A 21,697-nucleotide genomic window follows, 5' to 3' on the forward strand; every position below is an offset into this window, starting at 1 on the left:
GTCATCGATACCGTCAGGCACTTTCCAACGCGATCCGGGTAGGGCTTGAGGAAGCCATGAACTTAACCGTGGCCGCGACTCCGACCAGAAATCATGCAGTGCTTGCTGCAACCACGGTGAACGAAACGCAGTTGCTGCTCGGCAGAAAGATGCTGCGCAGCTGCGCCCGACAAGTGTCTCAAGCCTCAACCGGCGCGATCCAAGTCCATGTCGGGGCGCAATCGTACATCGACATTCTCATATCCCTCCATTTGCCACACGACCATCGCGAAGCACCCAACCGGGAACCTCGCGCGATTCGCACAACCGATCAACTATGCTAGCACGCGTCTGGCTGTGTTCTTCGGCCCATTTTAGATAGTCGACCCAGCGCGACATCCAGGTCGCCTTTCAAGGTGTAACGGCCGTCCGTCGAAGCGCATTGGAGACCGGAATCTAGCTGGAGCGGCCCTCTGAACGGCCGGGTAAGAACGAGGGCGAACGGCTGCATTTGGCCGGAAGTACGCATTGACCCAACCTGCAGGAAAACTGCCGATGACGACTCCAATGCCCCCTCTGGAGAGAGTTCGCTGAACTGGCGCAATCGGCCATAAAGGGTCGTTGGCCATTGCCACGATTTGGACATTCGAGTGTCCGTTCACACCGGTTGAATCCGCCATTCATTGGAAAGTCCGCTTCGGATCGCGGGCCTAGACCGCTCGCGCGGCAGGGGCTCCGATAGACGGTGGTGCAATGGACAGGAAACCGACTCTGTCTTCATGTCGAGGGGCGGGGAAATCCGCCTCGTCTTCCATCGTGAGAAGCATCGACGGCCACATGTCGCCGAGATCGGTGGCGCAGGAGGTGAGCAGAACTTCCTAGCGCCAATCGTCGAGGACGAAGTCGTTAGGGCGGCTGTAGGCAGGCTCGTTAGGCCGATGCATGGTCACCACCTGCATTTGGCTGCGGAAACCGCGTGCCATCATCTGGCGATAGGCTTGCTCGCGCCCGGTATTGACCCCAACCAGGACCCTCGCCATCCCCAATGCGGTGGCGAGCGCGCCGGCGGCGTCGAGCAGCGCGCCGAACCGATCGGAGGCACCCGGACCGGGGCGCACCGCGCCGAATTTGATGAAAAGACAATCGGCACCGGCCTCGCTCGCCGGTCCCCAATGGCAAACCGCGAAGCCGCCCAGCTGGCCTGAACGCTCCCACAACAGCAGGGCGTCGCCGAGGCCGCGCGCGGCGACGGTGCGGATCTCAGCGGAGAGATCGAGGCCGGCGAGGATCTCGTCGCTGAGCGCGCGGCTCGCTTCTTCCGCCGCCCGCCGCTCGCCGGGCGCGAGCGCCGTATAGCGCGCGTCCTGCGGCAGCGGGCCGGACGCGGCCGCCGGCGCCGCCATGATCGCGGTGAGAAAGCGCGGATAGAAGCCGAACTTCTGATAGAGCCAAATGTGCTTCGTGCTTTGGGGGAAAGTGCACAGGCCGGCGTGGCGCGTGCCCCAGTGCGCGAATTGTTCCGAGACCGCTGCGACCAGCGGCTGGGCGATGCCCTTGTCCCACAGATCAGGGCGAACCGAGAGTGGGCCGAAAAAGCCGACACTGCCCCAGTTGGTGGCGAAGTTGACGCCGGCGAGCGTGCCGTCGTGGTCGGCAGCGAAGGCGGCGGTATGCTCGCATCCGAAGCGGCCATAGACGTAGTCGAAATCGGTCCAGAAATTATCGAGATCGGCGACGCCGAAGAAGGTGCCGAAGGCGCGCCGCACGATGCGCTGCCCCTCCGGCAGGTCGCGCTCTTCAAGTGGACGAACGTTGAGCATGTTGGCAATCCCCCGTCCTCGGCCATGACCTGCAACGATCGTAGCATACGGTCGGGTCCTCGCGAATAGGCGGGGCGGAGGTCTGTTGAGGGCTACGGGCGACCCCGTCAGGCCGAGGCCATCAAGCGTCATTCGCCCCTCCCGTTAGACAGACGTTCAGACGTCGGCTCCGCATTGCAAACGGTCCTTGGCCTTTGGGACACGAGCGCCGGTATCGTCCATCGCCATAGGCTGTCCACAGCACGTGTCACAGGCGACTGGCAGAACCCGGTCGCGTCGTGGCGCAGTTTCGCGTTGATTTCGTAAAAGCATCCGCAGATGCCGGTACACGCCAGGCGGCCACAAGCGCACAGAATAGAAGGCGAAGAAGGCGCAAAACGCAGAGATATCGGCATGCGTCGGCGACGCCAGCGGCTATTCTTCAGACGCTGCGACTATTGCGTTTCCGGTCGGCTCTGCTGGTCATCGGCAGCCATTCCGCGCCCCACGCGGAAAGGGGGTGTATGTCACGTCCAGAACTACCTCGGCGCACGCGACGCGCACTGCATCGTCGGCAGTCAAACGCACGCATGTGGCTCGTCATCGGCAGTTCGCTCACTGGTCTGTCCTTTGCACATGCGGCGCTCGCAGCAGGCACCTTTCCACAAGGCGGCACTTACGTGGCCGGCACGGGCGCGATAGCAAGCCAGGGCAACGGCCTCGTGATCACGCAACCGGGTTCGACGCGCGGCGTGATCGAGTGGAACAGCTTTTCGATCGGCAGGAACAACAGCGTGACGTTCGACAACGGCTCGGGCGCGACGCTGAACCGCGTGACGGGCGGCTCGCCGTCCGCCATCTTCGGCCGGCTCAGTGCAACGGGCAGCCTGTATGTGCTCAATCCGCAAGGCATCGTCGTGGGGCCATCGGGCGTGATCAGCACCGGTGGCCGATTCGTCGCGTCAACGCTCGATGTCTGCAACGACGCGTTCATGCAGGGTGGTGGTTCCCTCACGTTGTCGGGCGACCGGGACGCAAGCGTGATCAACCTCGGCAAGGTCAGTTCGAGCGGCGGCGATGTGTTCCTGATTGCGCGACACGCCGTGATCAACGCGGGCACTATCGCAGCGCCCAACGGTACGGCGGAACTGGCTGCAGGCGAACAGGTGTTGTTACAGGATTCGGGCAGCAGCAGACAGGTGTTCGTGCAGATGGGCAGTCAGGGCACCGTGGTCAACAGAGGGCACATAAAGGCCGCGCAGGTCAGCCTGCAGGCCGCCGACGGCAATGTCTACGCGCTCGCTGGCGGCGGCACGCGCATCCGCGCGACGGGTACCGCGAATCGTGATGGCCACGTGTGGCTCGTCGCCGATGGCGGCCGTGTCAGTCAACTCGGCAAGATCTCCGCGAGCAACGCGGATGGCAGCGGCGGAACGGTCGACACGCAAGCGGCACAACTGGCCTTTGGCAGGCATGCCGCCGTTCACGCGGGCCAATGGAACCTTTTGACGCCGGCTTTCACGATCGATGATGCCGCCGCGCGCGCGTTGCAGCGCAGCCTGAACGCGGGCACGTCGATCGATGTCACGACCACAGGCGCGAACGGCGCAACGGGCGACCTGGGCATTGCTTCGAGCCTGATCTGGAGCGGTCCGGCTTCGCTCACGCTTGCCGCGTACCACAACGTCTCCGTGACGACGGGCACGACGATAGCGAACAATGGTGCGGGCAATCTGGCCTTGCGCTCCGACGCTTCGGGCATCGATAACGGCGGCAGCGTCATCAACAATGGCACCATCGACTGGTCGAAAAGTACGGGCATCGTCAGCACGCTCTACGATATGAACGGCAGTTACAGCCCCGGCACGCTTGTCGGCAATGCGGCCTGGAGCGCGCCGCTCTACAGCGGGCTCGTGACGCAGATAACCGGCTATAAACTCGTCAATTCGGTCACGGACCTGCAGAGCATCGAGAACGATCTTGCCGGCAACTACGCGCTCGGCAAGGACATCAATGCTAGCAATTCCGCGTTCACAACGCTCGGTTACTCTTCCGCCACGCCGTTCACGGGTCAGTTCGACGGTATGTGGCATACGATTTCCAACATCTCTCCGCGTTTCGACGCGGTTTTTAACGATATTGGGGCGAAGGGTGTCGTGCGCGACGTGAACGTCAACTCGAAGGTCGGCACAACGGTTTTCTTTTTTGACGGGACCGCAATATTGGCCGCCAGCAATCACGGAACGGTGGCCAACGTATTTACATCCGGGGCCATTACCTCACAGTCCAATGATGCAGGCGACTCATTCGCCGGGCTTGTCGCCACTAACTATGGGCTGATCGCGCGCTCGGGCAGCAGCGCGACGGTTACGGCCGACGGTTCTGTCGGTGGGCTGGTTATCCTTAACGAAGGTACGATCACCGAGTCATACTCGATCAGCCGAGTCTCCGGAATCAGCTCGCACGGCCCAGCGGGAGGACTCGTCGCGTACAACGGCGGAACGATCACACAGTCCTTTGTGTCGGGTCCCGTGGGGTCGGAATCGCGGCTGGCAGGCAGTGTCTGCGCCAGTTGCGGTGGTCTTGGGAAGCGATGTGTATTGGAACGTACAGACAACGGGACCGTCGAGTGGCGGCAACCTGCCAGCCTCGAACGGGCTCACTACGGCCCAGATGAGCGCCCCGGCGAGTTTTGTCGGCTGGGACTTCGGTCCGGGTGGCGCCTGGACGATGCCGCCCGGGGCCACGCACCCCGTCCTGACCTGGCAAGTCACCGGGCAGTGAGCCATACCACCGCACCGACGCTTGCATGAGCGTCAGACGCGTCTCGCGACGCGGCAGACGAGTTTTTCGCGAGTGTCGCCTTGCCGTGGTCGTTCTTCCTTCCGGATGACATGCACCGATTCACACAGAGCGTACGACCGAAAGCCGTCTTGCTACCCGTACGCATGGCCGGGAATCGCGAACGTTCGTTGGCGAAGCAGATCCGGCCAACTATCCGCCTGACACCGATCAATTGGACGACCGAGGTACTCCGCAAACCGCCATTCTGTCGGCGAAAGCGCGAGCGGCCTTCCCCGGCTGCGCCGGCCCGTTGTGCAATTTGCATGAGGCACTGACCGGCCCATGAAGGGTCATTCGTCAGAATCATTCTCCGGACGTACAGGGGGCGGCTGCGCACCTGCAAACGGCCGTTCGATTGGCGAAAATGAGCTGCGTCCTCCGCCAAAAGCTGTCTCTCGCGCAGGGGCGTCCGCGGCGAAGGGTCAAAAAAGTCTCTTGCGACAAGCCGAGCGACACAAAGCGGTTCGCCGGCGCGTACGGCTCGAAGTATCGATCCATCACGCCGATGCACGCATTCAGGCTATGTCCGGCGCATGAATGGCAATGTAGGCGTTTCATGTCTCACCAGCCCGCCCCGCGCCCTCATCCAAACCGAACACAATAAACAGGCGGCAAATGCGCTGAAATCAAATGCCAGCTTTCGCCGCCGTCGTCGGACGTCCATAGCGCGCCGGTGGTCGACGCCATTGCGAGGCGCGTGCCGGAGTCATCTACAGCGAGCCCGTGCCGATACACGAGGTCATACGCCGGTGCAGGCGGCAACCCGTTCGAGAAACGCTCGAACGTGCGGCCGCCGTCGCGTGTGCGCGTGACGACGAACTGGCCGTCCACCGGGATCCGGCACTGGTCTTTCACGGCGGGCACAAACCACGCGGTGTCCGGCTCGCGCGGATGCACGGCAACCGCGAAGCCGAAGCTCGATGGCTGCGCTTCGATCCGCTGCCAGTGCGCCGCGCCGTCGGTCGAGCGGAAGATCGCGCAGTGATGCTGCGTCCAGAGCGCATCTGGATTTGCGGCGCATTGCACGACGCGGTGCGGGTCTTGCACGTTGGCATCGCCGCGCCGCTCCGGCGGCATGTAGTCGGCCTCCATGCCTTCGGCACTAACGCGCCAGGTCGCGCCGCCGTCGGCGGTTTGCCAGACGCCGCCACACGACACGCCGATCGTCACGTGCCGGCTGTCGCGCGGATCGACCATCACGGAATGGATGCCCGGCGCGTCGTAGCCGCCTCCGAACCATTCTCGGCGCTCCGGGCGATCCCACAGCGCCCGGTTGAGCAGCCATGTGTCGCCGCCGTCGTCGGAACGGAAGAGCCCGCCGGGAATCGTGCCGGCCCACAGGACGCCCGGCTCGTCCGGGCCGCCGGTTTCGAGCGACCAGATTTGCTGGAGCGTCCAGGGAGGAGCCGGCGGGCTGGGCACGGCCGCGCTCGCATTGTCCGCGCTCGTGTCCGCGCCGTCACCGGCATGCGTCTCGTCGGCAGGCTGCGGCGGGTAGACGGGGACCGCACACTCTTCCCAATCCTCTATGTCCGCGCGCCGGCGATGCAGCTTCACGCCGAAGTGGCCGAGATTGAGCGCGGCATACAGCGAACCGTCGCGCGGATCAGGCAGCACCATGCTCACCGGCTCGCCGACGAAATACGGCTCACCGAGCGTCCAGCCGCCCTCGCCGTCGGCTTGCAGAACGAACAATCCCTTGCGGGTTGCAACAAGCAATCGATCGCTCATGTGGAGTGTCTCCTGTCGACCAGAGTTGGCGCTTTAGCGCTTACTCTGGTCCCATGCAAAGCTCGAGTAAGAGTGGAACCTTCTTATCCGCCCGACAACGCCTGTATGACGTAAACCCGGCTTCCCTCGCCGAGCGCATCGGACAGATGTTGTCGGTCGCGCACCGGCCGGCCGTCGACAAACACGGCGAGATGCCTTCGCAGCGAGCCCTGATCGTCAAGGATGTAGCCGCGCAGTCGAGGTTGCGCGGCGAAGAGGGCCTCCAGTGCTTCGCCGAGCGTGCGCGCGTCGATCTCGCGCTCGGGCGTTGCGATATGCCGTTGAATCGAAGCAGCGAAGAAGATATGCGCCATGGCGGGGTAGCCGAGCGGGAATGGCCTGTTCGTCGATTCTGCAGTTTAGACGATCCGTCGGATGCTTCGGGGCATCGCCATACAACAGACGACAGGTTGCGCCTCCGAAGCGGTCCGCACTTGATACCGGCCATTCAAAGACGCCATTCTGGCGTCGGACTGATTTTCAACCGCCCAAGTTTTGATTCAGCAGCGCAAACAACGCTTCCCACCCGCGCTCGGCGGCGGCATGGTCGTATACCGGGAAGTCCGGCACCATCCAACCGTGAGCGGCGGTGTAAATTTCCGCACGGTAATTTACACCGGCTGCGACGAACGCCTTCTCCAGGCGCTTGGCCATCGCCGGCGGATAGCTGTCATCGTTCTCTGCGCTAGCGAGGTAGACCGCTGCTTTTAGGTTGGACGCGAGCAAGTGTGGACTGGTTGGCGCGTCGGTCGCCAGATTGCCACCATGGAAGCTGGCGACCGTCACAAAACGATCAGGATAGGTGGCCGCCGCGGTAATCGCCATACCGCCACCCATGCAAAAACCTATTGCGCCGACCTTGGTGCCCGTAACATCGCTGCGGGCATCGAGATAGGCCAGGAAGGCCTCGGTGTCATTCGCAGCCTTATCATTCCCTGTCGTAGCCATCAATGGGCCTAGAATTGCGCGCACGTCGCCCTTAAACACTTCCTCTGGCACGAGGGTTTCGTAGGGGCCGTAGCGGTAGAACAGGTCGGGGAGTAAGACGACGTAGCCGGCGTTTGCAACACGCTGTGCCATCTCAAGCACCGCAGGCCTGATCCCGCCAGCGTCCATAAAGAAAATCACCGGTGACCACGGCCCCTCGCCAGCAGGCGTCATAATATTCGCGGGACATTCGCCGTCGCGAGTTCGAATAGTCACTCGTTCGTGGGGCATGAAATTCTCCTATTGCCGATGGGTGTGCCCAGAGTAGTCTATCGTCAACATCCGTTTCTGGTCAGCAGTGTGCATTTAACCTCCCGAGTCATTAAACCGATCCCTCGTTTCGCCAAACGTCTAATGGTCAGGGAATGGCCGTTGTACCGTGGAAGCTGTCGTCAAGACGGTGCTATGTCGAACGGCGTTTGTGGGTGGCGGATTCGCTCGTGGCACGCACGGGTCGATCGCACGACGATCGGCCAGGTACGGCCATCTCCAACCGTTCGGCTGCTACCGTGCGCTTTCCTCGGAAACCCAAGAGGAATCAGTTGCGCACACGGAATCGCGTTGTTCATCCTGTTCGGCACGCAACCGACCACGACCGATGACACCGGAAGTCCGACGTAGTCGTGCGGGAAATGCCCCGAGATATACTTCCCGCATGGAACTCGACCCCCGCGACCTCGATAAAATCAGTGCCGTCACGTTGCAGCACTACGACGCGCACGCGGAAGATTTCCGCAACGGTACGTACGACCACGACGTCACGCAGAACATCGCGGCGCTGCTGCACCATATCGAAGTCGAGCCGCCTCTTACGATCCTGGATTTCGGCTGCGGGCCGGGGCGAGATCTCAAGGCCTTCACTACACTCGGCCATTGCGCGGTCGGCCTCGATGGCGCCGAGCGCTTCGTTGCAATGGCGCGTGACGCGACTGGCTGCGACGTCTGGCAGCAGGATTTCCTGCATCTCGATTTGCCGGCCGCGCACTTTGACGGCATTTTCGCCAACGCGGCGCTGTTCCATGTCCCGAGTCAGGGGTTGCCGCGCGTGTTGCGGCAATTGCACGCGACGCTGAAGCCCGGCGGCGTACTGTTCAGCTCCAACCCGCGCGGCACGAATCAGGAAGGCTGGAGCCACGGCCGCTACGGCGTCTTCCATGATCTCGAAGCATGGCGCCGATATATGGCGGACGCAGGCTTCGTCGAAATTGAGCACTATTACCGGCCCGCCGGCTTGCCGCGTGAGCGGCAGCCGTGGCTAGCCAGCGTGTGGCGCAAGCCGGTTGCCTGAAACGCCCGGGAGCTGTTCCACGGTATGCCCGCGTTGGGCTTGGCAGATGCTTGCGTTCAAGCCGCTTTGATGCAGCGTAAAGCAGCCGATTTGCAACAGTGTCCATCGCGCAGAGAAACGGCTAGTCGTGGATCTCAGACAATCGGCAGAAGCGGGGACGCCTGTCGTCGGCCGCGACGGGCAGAGGGGGCCACAACCGGCCGTTCGCGCCCGGTTCGTGAGTGTCCGTTCACCACCGGATTGTGTTGAAAAAGTCGCCCGTGGTTCGGAATGTTCGGTATCCTGGAAGACATCGATCGACGGGAGTGATTCGTCATGATGGGGCGACTTGGCAGCGGACAGGACAAACTCTTCTACTCGTTTAACATCGGTAATCACGTCCCTCGCGAACACCTGTTGAGAGGCATCGATCACTTCCTTAATCTGCGCGATCTACGCCAGCATCTCGCGCCGTTCTACAGTCCGATGGGTCGGCCGTCGATTGATCCGGAGCTCATGATCCGCATATTGATCGTCGGCTACTGTTTTGGCATCCGGTCCGAGCGCAGGCTATGCGAAGAGGTGCATCTGAACTTGGCGTATCCATGGTTCTGTCGCCTGGGCCTAGAGGACGCCGTACCCGAACACTCGACATTCTCCAAGAACCGCCACGGTCGTTTCCGCGATAGCGGTGTACTACGCCATGTGTTCGAGTCGGTGCTGGGTCGGTGCATGTCCGAAGGGCTCGTAAAGGGTGAAGGATTCGCGATTGACGCAAGCATCATCAGAGCCGACGCGAGCTCTGCACGCGGTGTTCCGGGTTCTGGGCCCATCGACTGTGGTTGCGTCAAGGGACAAAGCCGTGCAGTGCGCGAATATCTGGAAGCATTGGAAGAAGCGAATCCAGCGGGCACCGAAGCGGCGGAGATGGCGGAGACATCGACCTCTCCAAAGAGGATATCTCTGACGGATCCCACCGCGAGCTGGACAGCCGCCAAGGGTGGCTTGCCGTTCTTCGCCTACTCGACCAATTATCTGATTGACCTGCTGTTGTCGGCGGCGCAAATCCGACACTAAACGGCGGCGTAAATCCGCTTGCATGGGAGCGGACGTCGCCGCTCCCATGTCTCAGCATATCGCCCCTTCGCGACGTCAAGGGTCCGCTTCGCCAAGCTCCGCTTGCCCTTGACCCCGCTACGGGACTTTTCGTCAAACAACGCCAAGCAACAAGCGTGCTCAAAAAACACGCGCCGCCATTTAGTGTCGGATTTCGACCGCCGTTTACACCTGCAGGCAGGGATCATCGTTGACGTCGAGGCGACGCCCGCGAACCGTTCGCACGAAGTGGAATCAACCAGGACGATGATTGACCGCGTTGAGCGGCGGCATGATCTCAAACCTCGACGTCTTGCAGGCGACACCGCGTATGGCTCGGCAGCGATGCTTGCCTGGATGATCGAAGAGAAGGAAATTGCACCACATGTTCCGGTCTGGGATAAGACGACGCGCAAGGACAATACATTGTCCAGCAGCGAGTTCTACTGGGATGAACTGGCCAATGAATATCGCTGTCCCACCGGACATGCACTGCGCAGTGATCGGCGCAAATTCAGGAATCCGCGCTCACGCGTCACGAAGGCTGACACGATCATCTATCGGGCAAGCCAGCTCGACTGCGAGAGCTGTTCGATGAAGGACCGCTGCTGTCCGAATACACCTTTGCGCAAGATCGCCCGCAGCATCCATGAAGCTGCGCGCGACGAAACGAGGCGTATTGCGAAGACGCCTGAATACAAGCGATCTTGCCGTGAGCGCAAGAAGGTGGAAATGCTCTTTACCCATCTCAAACGCATCCTGAAACTGGACCGTTTGCGACTGCGAGGTCCAAGCGGTGCTCATGATGAGTTCCTGATGGCAGCGACTGCGCAAAACCTGCGAAGAATGGCCAAGCGGTTCATGTCAGGATGCAAGCAGATGAACCAGGCAGTTGCATGACGAGAAATGAGGATCGTTGCCTCGCCCAAGTTCACCGCTTCGCCGATCGTCACAACTCGATAACGTCGTGCCAACTCCAACGCCCTGATCCAAAACAAGACTTTTTCAACAGTATCCACCGACCATCTGCCGTTCGCAGCGGCGGGGGACTTACAGTTTGTCCGCCCGCGGTCGCGGATTGGAGGCCGAGGCCGACCGGCACCGTGACGGGGCCGCCGCTTCCGGAAACGCTGAAGGGGCACTTCCAACGGATTCCGGTCGATCACGTGTTCAGAAAACAGCCTCCTCAACGTTATGGTTCTGAGTAGAGCGGAGACGCCTGCCGTCTACGCGCGGGCTGACCCTGTATGCAGTCCGCGCCCGGATCGAACTCGCCCCGACACCCTGGTCACCGATGCGGATGTAACGGGCGCTCATGCTCGTGGTCCTCCGTTCTCGAATCAAGCCTCACGCGGTGTCGTCAACGTGGCCCATCGTTCGACAATTTTCCGGTTCGCAAACCGCCACAGGACAAAGCCGTGAAACTCGATCTTTTTCCCGGAGATAACGTCGGTGGCGCGCCACGTGTTTCTGACCATTACCTTGTCACCTTCGGAAATCATGTCTTCGATCGTGACGTGCAAGTCCGGCCACTTTTGATAAGCCGCCTTCATCATGGCCATCGCGGCTTCGGGGCCGACCTGAGGACCCGACGGTTCGTCGTGGTCGAGGAAATCCGCGCTGAAGTTCGCCGATGCGACTTCCGGTTTCTTCCGGTTGACGAAATCTTCGAAGTGATCGGCCACGAATCGCTTCATCTCTTCCAGCGTCAGACCGGGATCACCCTTCAGCGGTACTTGAAGCGGCTCCATCGCTTCTCCTTAGTTCGTCAGCATCTTGAACGCATGCTGCCAGTCGTTCCTGAGGAATCCCGGCAGGCACCACAGCATGCATAGCGGCTCGATCGCGCGTGCCGATACGATGCTTCCGCAGTCGTAGGGCTCCCATCCGAACTGCCGGGCGATTGCGCCAACCCGGGCCTTCGCATCGTCGCTGTTGCCGCACAAAAACATGGTCGGCGTGCCTTGAGAAAAATGGGGATTCACCATGAGCGCGTTGCCGACGCTGTTGAAAGCCTTGACCACGTGGGCGAGGTGAACCTTCGCCTGAATCCTCTCGCCGAGCGACTCGTTCGGTCCCGTCGTATATTTCAGGACCCCGTTGACCGGCGACTCGTCGGCGAGCGGGTTGGTTGCATCGATGACGGTCTTGCCGGCGAGATTCTCCGGCCCCGCAAGCTCGATCACGCTCTCAGCGATGCGGCCGAGCACGGCTAGCACGACGATCTCGCCAAACCGAGCGGCTTCGTCGAACGTCCCGGCCCTGGCTCCGGTTGTATTGCGGACCCAGTCCTGTATCTCCTTCTTGTGCGGATCTCGGGTGCCCAGCATCGTGTCGTGGCCATGCTTGACGAAGCCGGCGCCCAGTGCTCGGCCGACATCACCTGATCCCAATACGCCTACGTTCATCTCATCCTCCTCGGTTGGTCATAGCCAGCCCTACGTCAATACTCAGGCACGCGGGTCATGAGGCACGCTCGCCGCTTTCTCGTGGAGTAACGACAGCCCGATCCTGATGCCGAACCCGTGTGCGTAAGCCAGTTGCACCAGCAGCATGGCCGCCGGTTCCGCGTAGCGCGCAAGGGCGAGCGGTCCCGCATCGACCGGCTCGGCGTCGAAGTGTTGCGACCACGTCCCGCGCATCGCTGTCATCGCCGCACACGAACACGCCCGCGCGGTTGCCACCTATCAGCATGCTGGGCGAATGCATCAGCTCCGCAAAAGGCGGGATGGCCTTGACCAACTTCGCCCATGGCGCGAGCCTGGCGATCTCTTCGGCGCCCGAGATGGTTGTCCCGACGAGCAAGCCGCTCATGTCGGGCTTCAGTACCTGCATTTCCAGAGTCATGATGCGCCCGCGCTTTGCCACGGCCCGCGGAGTAGTTCTTTACGTGATCGATGAACGCACGCAGCTTCGGCATGATCTGCCGACGGCTTGGAGAGTAGAGAAACACACCCGGTATCACCGGCGCGAACGGCTCCAGCACTTGCACCAGTTTTCCCGCTCTCAGCCGTTCGGCGGCCATCGGTTCAGGTAGCTGGGCAAGGCCTACACCTTCGATTGCCGCACCCAGCATGGTAGGAAAATCATGGGCGATGAGCGGGCCCGACACGGCGAACTCGATCGCGCGGCCGTTGTCGTTGAATGACCACGGCGCGAGCGCACCGTTGGAGCGCCGCCATCGCAAACATGCATGTTCGCGCAGATCGTCGATGCGTTCGGGACGGCTGCGGTCTGAGAAGTAGGCAGGACTGCCGATGATGACGAAACGAAACGGAGGCGTCAGCGGTATCGCGACCATGTCGGCGGCGACGAACTGACCTAGCCGCATGCCGGCGTCGAATCCTTCCGCTGCGAGATCGATCAGCTTCCCGCTTGCGTCGATCTCCACTTCGACCTCGGGATAAGCCTTGCAGAACGATGCAATCAGGGGTTCCAGCAGAATCGGCACCGCCGCGCGCGGCACTGAAAGACGCAACAATCCGGCGGGCCGCTGGCCGAGTCCGCGCGCAACCTCACTGGCGGCGACAAGCTCTTCGAAGGCAGGCTTTGCACGCGAACGAAACCGTTCGCCCGCTTCTGTCAGACCCACACTGCGCGTGGTGCGTATGAAAAGCGCTGCGCCAATGCGCGCTTCAAGTACGCGCACTGCCTGGCTGACGGCCGACGGCGTCACGCCGAGTTCGGCGGCCGCCCGCCGAAAACTGCGATGCCGGGCAACGCTGAGGAACGCCTCCACGCCATCGAGCGCGCCCTGCCTGACTGTGAAGTTCTGCTTCATAGCCCATCAACATTGTGATGAATAGTCGCTCGCGAGATGCCATGGTACACCTACGCCTGCAGATGAGGCGTCGCGCAGATCCCGACGCGCGAGCCCGGAACAATCCGCTTGAGACCGTGGAGGAACCTCGCAATGAACGATGTGCTTGATGGCGTGCGCGATCACTATCGCGCGACCGGCCTGACCGAGCGGCTGAAAGCCGCACTCGCAGTCCTTGGACGGGAGGATCAGCTGCTCACACCGCAGCAACTGGACGCCCTCGACCAGTTTCACACCCGTGGGCTCGCTGCCACTGCCGAGCTTGCCCAATTGGCCGGGATCACCGCCGACACATCGGTGCTGGACGTCGGTTCGGGCATCGGCGGGCCGGCCCGTCTTCTGGCTTCAACCCGTGGCTGCAGGGTTACGGGTATTGACCTCAGCGAACCGTTCGTGGATGCCGCGCGCTATCTCACCCAGCGCACTGGGCAGAGCGAACAGGTGTCGTTTCGCACCGCCAGCGCGCTGGAACTTCCCTTCGAAGACAGCCGTTTTGATGTCGTGTTGCTGCAGCATGTGGCGATGAACATCGCCGATCGCGCGCGGCTTTACCGAGAGATCCGGCGCGTCCTGAAGCCGGGCGGCAAATTTGCGACGTTCGACGTCGTCGCAAACGGCAGCAAACTGCACTATCCGGTTCCGTGGGCGCGAACCCCGGCCACAAGCTTTCTCCTGACGGCCGATGCAACACACGAAGCAATCGAAAAAGCAGGTTTCCGCACGCTGGTATGGCAAGACGACAGCGAGGCCGCAAAGTCCTGGATCACCGAACGGCGTGCATCCGGGCCTCCGCCCTCGCCAAATCTCAGTGTGGTGCTGGGGCCAGACTTCGCGCAGCTTTTCACCAACTTGGGACGCAATCTCATGGAAGGCCGACTCGGCATTCTCACTGCGGTATTCGAGGCCGCCTCCACGAAGCCCCGGAATCACATGGAGAACCGCTCATGATCACCGCCCCTGTTCCTGTTGGTACCGTCCAACCGCGTCCCGCTTGGCGCGGCCTGCTTTGGATCGCACCGCTGACGGTCCTGTGGACTGGCTTCATCTACTGGCTGCCGATAATCCCGGCTAGCGGCGTTCCGACCACCGCACACCAGCTGACGGCCCACGCAGTTATCGCGGTCGGTTTATGGCTCGGCCTCGAAAGCACCGACCTGACGCCGGGCCAACGCCGCACGACCTGGCTTGCGGTCACGATTCCATACACACTTTGGTTCGCTGTCGCCTGGAGCGCGGCCATCAATGGCGTCTTCCGCACCAGCACGTCGCCGTCACCAGTGCCGTTGCTGCCGTTGGCGATCTTTCTACCGGTGCTGATCGGTGCGCCACTGTTGCTGTTGTCGAGGCGGGCGGGTCAGGTGCTCGATGCGATGCCGGTAACCTGGCTCGTTGCCATTCAGCTCTATCGCGTATTCGGCAGTTGGGCGCTCGCTGCCTCGCTGCGTGGGGAGATGCCCAGCGTGTTCGCTTTGCCGGCGGGAATCGGCGATGTGCTGACGGGCGTGTTCGCCGTACCGGCGGCAATCGCCGTTGCGACCGGCACGGCCGAGGGTCGGAAAGCGGCAATCATCTGGAACATCTTCGGCCTCGCGGATTTCGCAATTGCAGTCACTATGGGGGTGATCACTTCGCCGGGTCCGTTCCAGCTAATCGTTCCGAATGTGCCAAGCATCGGTGCCGGCGCTTATCCGGATGTGTTGACCCCGGCATTCGTGGTGCCAAGCTCGATCCTGCTGCACGCGCTGTCGCTGCGCCAACTGTTCCGACGATCCGCCGGCTGATCTCGTTCCTGCTCCTTATCGAGGATCCTGCCCCGTCTGCGAAAGGCACTCCATTCCGCACGATCAAGGTCGGCCTGTAGACGCGAGTGAGCCCTTACTCTAGTTTGTCCGCGCGCGAGAATATCGACGACGATCATCGGTGCGCCGCAGTGCCGGCAGATGAAGACGGGGCGGGTTGCGACGATGGCCTCGTCCGGTGACGGGCTGATTCCGGGTGCGACGTGCAGCAGATCGCGCACCTTCGCGAGACTGGTACGGCGCACCGGGTTGGCGAGCAGTCCGTAATGACGGATCCGATGGAAGCCGCCGGGTAGCACATGGAGCAGGAAGCGGCGTATGAATTCGCCAGCCTCCAGCGTCATGGTCTTGTAGCGGGTGCGTCCCTTCGCCCGGTAATCCTTCCAGCGGAACGTCACGCCACGCTCATCGAAGGCGACGAGGCGCTGGTTGGAGATGGCAACGCGGTGCGTGTAGCGTGAGAGGTACTCGAGCACCGCCTTTGGTCCGGCGAACGGGCGCTTGGCGTAGACCACCCATTCGCAGGTACGTAGCGGCGCAAGCCACCGGGCAAAGGTGGCGGGGTCAGCGAGCCCGGTGTACTCGCCGAAGAACTGCAACTGGCCATGCTGGTGGGTCACTTCGAGTGCGTCGAGGAAGCGCCGGCGGAACAGGCGTGAGAGCACGCGCACCGGCAGGAAGAAGCCGGGCCGGCAGGCGATCCAGCGCTCACCGTCAGGCGACAGCCCGCCACCGGGCACGATGCCGTGCACATGCGGGTGATGCGTGAGCGCCGAGCCCCAGGTGTGCAGTACGAGCGTGGCGCCGATCCGGGCGCCGAGGAGCCTGGGATCCGCGGCGATGGTACGCAGCGTGTCAGCGGCGATGTCGAGCAGCAGGCCGTAGATGATCCGTTTGTTGTACCAGGCGATCGCACTGATGGGCGCGGGCAGCGTGAAGACGACGTGGAAGTATTCGACGGGTAGCAGATCGGCCTGGCGTGCCTCCAGCCAGCGGTGTGCGGCGCTGGCCTGGCACTTCGGGCAATGCCGGTCACGGCACGAGTTGAAGGACACCTCTCTGCTTGCGCAGCCTGAACAGCGCAGCACATGTCCGCCCAGTGTCGCCGTGCGGCACCGTTCGATGGCCGACATGACCTTCAGCTGCCCCAGGCTCAGGTGTGTCGTGGTTCGCCACGCTGGCCCGTGGCTGCGGAAGATGTCCGCAACCTCCAGCATGAGGCGTTACAGCGCGCGGGCCTACCCGGCAGGCAGGCGGTCCAGCGCACTGGTGACCTCGTGCAGCAGGTCGGTGGCCACCTGGACGTAGAGCGCGGTGTTCTCAAGCTTCGCATGGCCGAGCAGCACCTGGATCACGCGGATGTCCACCTTCTGTTCAAGGAGGTGTGTCGCAAAGCTATGCCGCAGCGTGTGCATGGACACGCGCTTGTCGATGTTCGCAGCCTCGGCGGCGGCATGAATGGCACGGTTCAACTGTCGCGTGCTTAACGGATCGAGCGGATCGAGCCCGGGAAACAGCCACCCGCCATCGAGCATCCTGCCCTGCGCACGGGCCACGCGCCACCACACACGCAGACGCTCGAGCAGCACCGGCGAGAGCATGGCGTAGCGGTCACGGCGGCCCTTCCCCTGCTCGATACGCAGTGTCATGCGTTCGCTGTCGACGTCGGTGACCTTCAGCGCTACCACTTCGCTGGCGCGTAGCCCCGCGCCGTACGCGACCGACAGCGCAGTCTGGTGCTTCAGGTTGCCGGCGGCCTCGATGAGCCGCCGCACTTCATCGGGGCTGAGCACGACGGGTAATACGCGGGGCACGCGCACGGGTTGCATCCTGACCATCAGCTCGGGCCGGTCGAGCGTGACTGTGAAGAAGAACTTCAGGCCGGTGATCGCATGGTTCAGCGATACGGCCGATGTGCCGTGGTCGACCAGATAGAGCTGGTAGCGCCGCAGGTCCTCGACGGTGGCCGTGTCAGGTGAGCGCCCGAGAAACCGGGCGAACTCACGCACGATGTGCAGATAGATGTCCTGCGTCCTGGGGGCAAGCTGGCGCATGCGCATGTCGTCGCTCATGCGCTGGCGCAATCGGCTGGCGTTTGCTGGTAAGGAGGTCATGATTCGGCTCCTGTTGAAGAACGAGGCGGATTGCCTCATTCGCCAACATAAAGCCGAGTGACCGGCCTCTCCCTGACCTCCAGCGTCAGACCCTGGCCCCTACCGCGCGAGCGGTTTAGTCCGTCGGCCAAGAGGCGTCAGTTGCCCACGGTATTAGTCGGTCGCTCAAACGTCGGCTACGCATCTCGTTTCGGCCGTTGGTGCCGCCCTTCGATACCTCGGAATTCAAGCAGTTGATATCAACGGCGACGGCAGGCGGTGCCACCGCCTGCTCTCTGGCTGAGCCGCGCAGACGGCTCGGTGAATCGCCGTTATGCATTGGGCCATCCTAGCCGCTGCGCTCGATGAAGCGAGGCTCGTACGACAACCCGATGGAAAGGTGCGATGAGCGTAATATAGGCTCGCCCCAGCGGACGATTGTAGAAGACGAGCGTCGTCACTATGAGGCGGGATCGACCGTGAGATGACGGCTGCACGAGGACCGACACGCGGAAATCCAGATGCGTGTCATCCTCGCCGAGAACGATCTCGTCGTCATATCGTTCGAATACGTGAAATAGGCTTATCCTGTCGCCTCCTTTCTCCTTGAGGTCAACTGCTGTCTTCAAGCCGAACGGCCGCACGAGAATATCCCGGAATCTCAGCAGCATGCCAATCCATGCCGGCTGCCTGGCAAAGACGTGTCGTGCGAGAGCCTCTGCGTCGTGGCAGGCTCTTTCTGGCAGGTGCACCGAGAACGCGTCCGCGAAATCAGCCAGGCCGTACGACCATCTCAGCTGCGAGGCCGGCGGCAAATCGGACTGTTCGATCTTCGGATAGCAATACATGTGCGATCACCAATGCGAGGGTCCTGGGCCGAGACATTAGAGCAGCGAGATGCCGCCGTCGACCACCGACTCCGCGCCCAACATGTACCGCGAAACGTCAGTCGCCAGAAATAGCGCCGCTGTGGCGATATCGCTCGCTTCGCCCATCCGGCCCACCGGCACCTGCACCTCGAAGGCCAGGAGGCGTCGTACCGACTTTTTTTCTGCTGCTATGCCGGCAAAAGACCAGCAATACGATAGCTTTCAATTAACCCATCATAGACAGAGATATCCGCGCGACTCCTGGCGATGAGTTGAGCGCCAGCGACGGCTGCGAAGATGGCGCGAGCACGCCCCTCGCGCTCCTCGGCGCGGGCAATGGCCGCGGCGGATAGCACCTTGCTCAGCCATGCAACATTCACATCAGCAAAGGCTTGGACCTCTTTCGTCACCGCCTCCGACAAGTCATCAGATTCGGCGGCCATGAAGCTGCAGAGGCATATGCGATTACCACGCTCCAGTGCCTTGCGAAATGTATCCGGATAGCGGCGCAGACAGTCGATCGGATTCGCGGATTCGGCCCAAAGTGCATCCAGCGTGGCTGCCGAGTCCTCCCAATAACGCCTCGCCACCGCTGCTCCGAGATCGGACTTGCTTGCGAAGTGATGGTAGATGCTCGCGGCCTTGATGCCGACAGCCTCAGCAAGATCACGAAAATTCAGGCCGCTGTAGCCGTGCGCTTGCGCAATCTCTGTAGCAGCCACCAGGATTCGTTCCCTGGAGTTCAAGCCCGAATCGTTCTTCACTACGACCGCCTCCGCAAACTGGGATGACTGTTGACACAGCGAATTATACCCTCTATTTTATACCTAACAAACGTTAGGTAGGTTGATGGAGATACTTCCCATATCCTCCGATCCCGAGTAACAGCCACTTGGAGAGGTAAACATGACATCAAGCATCATTCATTCCGAAGTAACCAAACTCCCCATCATGACGATTTACGATTTCCCCAAGGGACCTTATCCGACACGCGTGCGTATCGCCTTGGCCGAAAAGAATCTGCAATCGCGCGTCGAGTTCGTGATGGTCGATCTTTACAGGGGAGAGCACAAAAGGCCCGAGTTCATCTCAAGGAAAAACTACTCGGGTACACTGCCGGTCCTCAAACTCAATGACGGAACCTGCATCGCCGAATGCACCGCCATCACCGAATACCTCGATACGCTCGATGGCGCACCCACGCTAACGGGCAAAACACCGCTCGACAAGGGCGTGATCCACATGATGAGCAAGCGCGCCGAGCTGGAATTGCTCGACGCCATCAGTGTCTATTTCCACCACGCCACGCCTGGGCTCGGGCCCGAAGTCGAGCTTTATCAGAACCCCGAATGGGGATTTCGTCAGCGCGACAAAGCCCTCAGGGGCATGCAGTACTTCAATGACGTCCTGAAAAAGCAGCCTTTTGTCGCTGGGGATGCGTTCTCGATGGCCGACATCACCGTCATTGGCGGCCTGGTCTTTGCGTCGATCGTGAAGTTGCCGGTGCCCGCAGAGTGCGAAGCCCTTCTCGCCTGGTACGCGAGAGTGCGCGAACGCCCGAGCGTCAAGAGCCAGCCGGCATTTGCCTGAAATCGCAGCTGTCGTCTGCCTTCATTGATGAGGGACCAATCTTTGGTTGCAAAACTGGAGCGACCGGTACGCATGAGTTGGACGACTGGTGAACTCAGTCGCGACCGGATGGCTACGACGCCAAGGTCGCGCAGCGGATCAGTCAGTCGTTGCGGCATCACGTAATGCGTTGCCGTGCCTACCTTCCGGGCGGCTCGTTCCAGACCGCAGAAATCAACGGCATATTCCCACCGGAGAGTCATTCATGTCTGCATCACCTCAAGCAGCTCAACGCGTCAGTGTTTTCGACGGTCCGTACTATCTCAGTATCGCCGGCGAGCTCGTCGAGTCGAGAGACACCTTCGATGTCATCAATCCGGCCACCGGCAAAGTGCTAGCCAAAGCACCAGCGGCGACCGCCGAGCACCTCGACGCGGCCATTGCTGCAGCCAAAGCTGCGTTCAAAGGCTGGTCGGCGCTCGGCTACGATGGTCGTCAGCAGCACCTGAACGCCTATGCCGAAGCACTCGAATCGCACCGGGACGAGCTGGCACGCCTGCTCACACAGGAACAGGGCAAGCCGCTGAAGACCATGGCCGAGCTGGAGGTTGACCAGTCGATCTCGTGGATCCGCCAGATCGCCGAGCGCCGCATCCTGGTCGAAATCGTCGAGGAAACCGACGAACATTTCGTCGAACTGCACCACACGCCGCTCGGCGTGATCGGCGCAATCACGCCATCGAATTTCCCGGTACTGCTCGCGCTCTGGAAAGTGGCGCCGGCGCTGATCACCGGCAACACTATGGTGATCAAGCCTTCGCCATTCACGCCGCTCTCCACGCTGCGCTTTGGGCAAATCGCCCAATCTGTCCTGCCGCCTGGCGTGCTTTCCATCGTCTCGGGCGGCAACGAGCTCGGTCCGCAACTGACCAATCATCCCGACATCGCCAAGATAAGCTTCACCGGTTCGACGGAAACCGGCAAGCATGTTCTCCGTGCAGCCGCCGGTACCGTCAAGCGTGTGACCCTTGAATTGGGCGGCAACGACGCTGCGATCGTACTTCCCGACGCGGACTACAGGTCCATCATCCCGCAGTTGTTCTGGGGAGCCGTTGGAAACTCGGGGCAATGGTGCGTCGGCATCAAACGGCTCTATGTCCATCGCTCGTTCCACAAGGACTTCGTCCAAGCGTTCATCAGTTACGCACGGCAGCAAAAGCTAGGCAACGGGCTCGATCATGAGGTCACGGTAGGGCCCGTCCAGAACAAGATGCAATTCGAGAAGATAAAAGCCTTGCTCGACGACATCAAGGCTAATGGCCAAAAGATCGTTCTTGGTGGCGACGTCGATGAGAGCATGCCGGGCTACTTCATCCCCGTCACCGTGGTCGACAACCCGCCCGAAAACTCCAGGATCGTGCGGGAAGAGCAGTTCGGTCCCATTGTTCCAATAATCGCTTATGACGATGTGGAAGATGTGATCGCGCGTGCGAACGACAGCCCATTTGGATTGGGCGGGTCGGTGTGGGGTCGCGACACGAAGGCAGCGGTTGCTGTCGCGAAACGCCTGGAGACGGGCATGGTATGGGTGAATGAAATCCACACCCAGGGCGTCGATATTCCGTTCGGGGGCCACAAGCAGTCCGGTCTCGGCACCGAGCATGGCTTTGAAGGCCGGCTGTTCTTCACCAATCCGAAAACTGTGTTGATCCGGAAGTAAATCCCGTCAACGAGGATGCAGCGCACGACCTGCGCATTGTCCTTCAAAGGTAAGCTTGAACGTATTGGAGCGCTCCCGGCGCGGGG

16 protein-coding genes and 5 pseudogenes are annotated in these 21,697 nt (G+C 61.6%); 8 read left to right on the forward strand and 13 right to left on the reverse strand.

Annotated features, from left to right (window positions below):
• Positions 1-857: 857 nt before the first annotated feature.
• The gene (locus OKW29_RS12540) at positions 858-1,799 is read right to left on the reverse strand and encodes a GNAT family N-acetyltransferase (RefSeq protein ID WP_429291269.1); all 942 of its coding nucleotides are present in this window, start codon (positions 1,797-1,799) and stop codon (positions 858-860) included.
• A gap of 503 nt (positions 1,800-2,302) precedes the next feature.
• On the opposite strand from OKW29_RS12540, the pseudogene OKW29_RS12545 reads away from it, so the two are divergent.
• Positions 2,303-4,562: pseudogene (locus OKW29_RS12545) on the forward strand (filamentous hemagglutinin N-terminal domain-containing protein).
• 642 nt (positions 4,563-5,204) lie between these two features.
• On the opposite strand, the gene OKW29_RS12550 reads toward OKW29_RS12545, so the two are convergent.
• From OKW29_RS12550 to OKW29_RS12560, 3 genes are all read right to left on the reverse strand, one after another.
• On the reverse strand, positions 5,205-6,353 hold the full coding sequence (locus OKW29_RS12550) for a WD40/YVTN/BNR-like repeat-containing protein (RefSeq protein WP_429291270.1): 1,149 nt from the start codon (positions 6,351-6,353) through the stop codon (positions 5,205-5,207).
• A gap of 83 nt (positions 6,354-6,436) precedes the next feature.
• The gene (locus tag OKW29_RS12555; RefSeq protein WP_429291271.1) at positions 6,437-6,706 is read right to left on the reverse strand and encodes a MoaD/ThiS family protein; all 270 of its coding nucleotides are present in this window, start codon (positions 6,704-6,706) and stop codon (positions 6,437-6,439) included.
• Between the two features lie 166 nt (positions 6,707-6,872).
• Positions 6,873-7,610 (reverse strand): dienelactone hydrolase family protein, encoded by a 738-nt coding sequence (locus OKW29_RS12560; protein ID WP_429291272.1) that lies wholly within the window; start codon positions 7,608-7,610, stop codon positions 6,873-6,875.
• Positions 7,611-8,034: 424 nt separating this feature from the next.
• On the opposite strand from OKW29_RS12560, the gene OKW29_RS12565 reads away from it, so the two are divergent.
• The 3 genes and pseudogenes from OKW29_RS12565 to OKW29_RS12575 form a co-directional block, all read left to right on the forward strand.
• Entirely contained in the window at positions 8,035-8,667 is a 633-nt protein-coding gene (locus OKW29_RS12565) for a class I SAM-dependent methyltransferase (RefSeq protein WP_429291273.1), read from the forward strand.
• Between the two features lie 315 nt (positions 8,668-8,982).
• Positions 8,983-9,690 (forward strand): annotated as a pseudogene (locus OKW29_RS12570) (transposase); the annotation flags it as partial.
• 252 nt (positions 9,691-9,942) lie between these two features.
• Positions 9,943-10,641: pseudogene (locus OKW29_RS12575) on the forward strand (transposase); the annotation flags it as partial.
• Between the two features lie 440 nt (positions 10,642-11,081).
• Here the strand turns inward: OKW29_RS12575 and OKW29_RS12580 are convergent.
• The 4 genes and pseudogenes from OKW29_RS12580 to OKW29_RS12595 all read right to left on the reverse strand — a co-directional run.
• A complete protein-coding gene (locus tag OKW29_RS12580) occupies positions 11,082-11,492 on the reverse strand; it encodes an ester cyclase (protein WP_429291274.1) in 411 nt (136 codons plus the stop codon).
• 9 nt (positions 11,493-11,501) lie between these two features.
• Complete coding sequence (locus OKW29_RS12585) at positions 11,502-12,149, reverse strand: NADPH-dependent F420 reductase (protein WP_429291275.1); 648 nt, start codon at positions 12,147-12,149, stop codon at positions 11,502-11,504.
• A gap of 42 nt (positions 12,150-12,191) precedes the next feature.
• Positions 12,192-12,392, reverse strand: a complete 201-nt coding sequence (locus OKW29_RS12590) for a hypothetical protein (RefSeq protein ID WP_429291276.1) — start codon at positions 12,390-12,392, stop codon at positions 12,192-12,194.
• 218 nt (positions 12,393-12,610) lie between these two features.
• Positions 12,611-13,522, reverse strand: a pseudogene (locus OKW29_RS12595) (LysR family transcriptional regulator); the annotation flags it as partial.
• Between the two features lie 132 nt (positions 13,523-13,654).
• Here OKW29_RS12595 and OKW29_RS12600 point away from each other — a divergent pair.
• Complete coding sequence (locus tag OKW29_RS12600) at positions 13,655-14,509, forward strand: class I SAM-dependent methyltransferase (RefSeq protein ID WP_429291277.1); 855 nt, start codon at positions 13,655-13,657, stop codon at positions 14,507-14,509.
• Positions 14,506-15,342 (forward strand): MFS transporter, encoded by an 837-nt coding sequence (locus OKW29_RS12605; RefSeq protein ID WP_429291278.1) that lies wholly within the window; start codon positions 14,506-14,508, stop codon positions 15,340-15,342. Before OKW29_RS12600 ends, OKW29_RS12605 begins: the two co-directional genes overlap by 4 nt.
• Positions 15,343-15,446: 104 nt before the next feature.
• Here OKW29_RS12605 and OKW29_RS12610 read toward each other — a convergent pair.
• From OKW29_RS12610 to OKW29_RS12630, 5 genes and pseudogenes are all read right to left on the reverse strand, one after another.
• A pseudogene (locus OKW29_RS12610) lies at positions 15,447-16,577 on the reverse strand (IS91 family transposase); the annotation flags it as partial.
• Positions 16,578-16,598: 21 nt separating this feature from the next.
• The gene (locus tag OKW29_RS12615; protein WP_429291279.1) at positions 16,599-17,474 is read right to left on the reverse strand and encodes a site-specific integrase; all 876 of its coding nucleotides are present in this window, start codon (positions 17,472-17,474) and stop codon (positions 16,599-16,601) included.
• Between the two features lie 311 nt (positions 17,475-17,785).
• A complete protein-coding gene (locus OKW29_RS12620) occupies positions 17,786-18,301 on the reverse strand; it encodes a DUF2867 domain-containing protein (RefSeq protein WP_429291280.1) in 516 nt (171 codons plus the stop codon).
• Between the two features lie 36 nt (positions 18,302-18,337).
• Entirely contained in the window at positions 18,338-18,514 is a 177-nt protein-coding gene (locus OKW29_RS12625) for an SDR family oxidoreductase (RefSeq protein ID WP_429292499.1), read from the reverse strand.
• The gene (locus OKW29_RS12630; protein WP_429291281.1) at positions 18,511-19,086 is read right to left on the reverse strand and encodes a TetR/AcrR family transcriptional regulator; all 576 of its coding nucleotides are present in this window, start codon (positions 19,084-19,086) and stop codon (positions 18,511-18,513) included. Before OKW29_RS12630 ends, OKW29_RS12625 begins: the two co-directional genes overlap by 4 nt.
• Positions 19,087-19,273: 187 nt before the next feature.
• On the opposite strand from OKW29_RS12630, the gene OKW29_RS12635 reads away from it, so the two are divergent.
• Both OKW29_RS12635 and OKW29_RS12640 read left to right on the forward strand, forming a co-directional pair.
• Positions 19,274-19,912, forward strand: a complete 639-nt coding sequence (locus tag OKW29_RS12635) for a glutathione S-transferase (protein ID WP_429292500.1) — start codon at positions 19,274-19,276, stop codon at positions 19,910-19,912.
• A gap of 244 nt (positions 19,913-20,156) precedes the next feature.
• Positions 20,157-21,611, forward strand: a complete 1,455-nt coding sequence (locus OKW29_RS12640) for an aldehyde dehydrogenase family protein (RefSeq protein ID WP_429291282.1) — start codon at positions 20,157-20,159, stop codon at positions 21,609-21,611.
• The last annotated feature ends 86 nt before the right edge of the window (positions 21,612-21,697 follow it).

The organism is Paraburkholderia sp. CI3 (assembly GCF_050436505.1).
Taxonomy (GTDB): domain Bacteria; phylum Pseudomonadota; class Gammaproteobacteria; order Burkholderiales; family Burkholderiaceae; genus Paraburkholderia; species Paraburkholderia tuberum.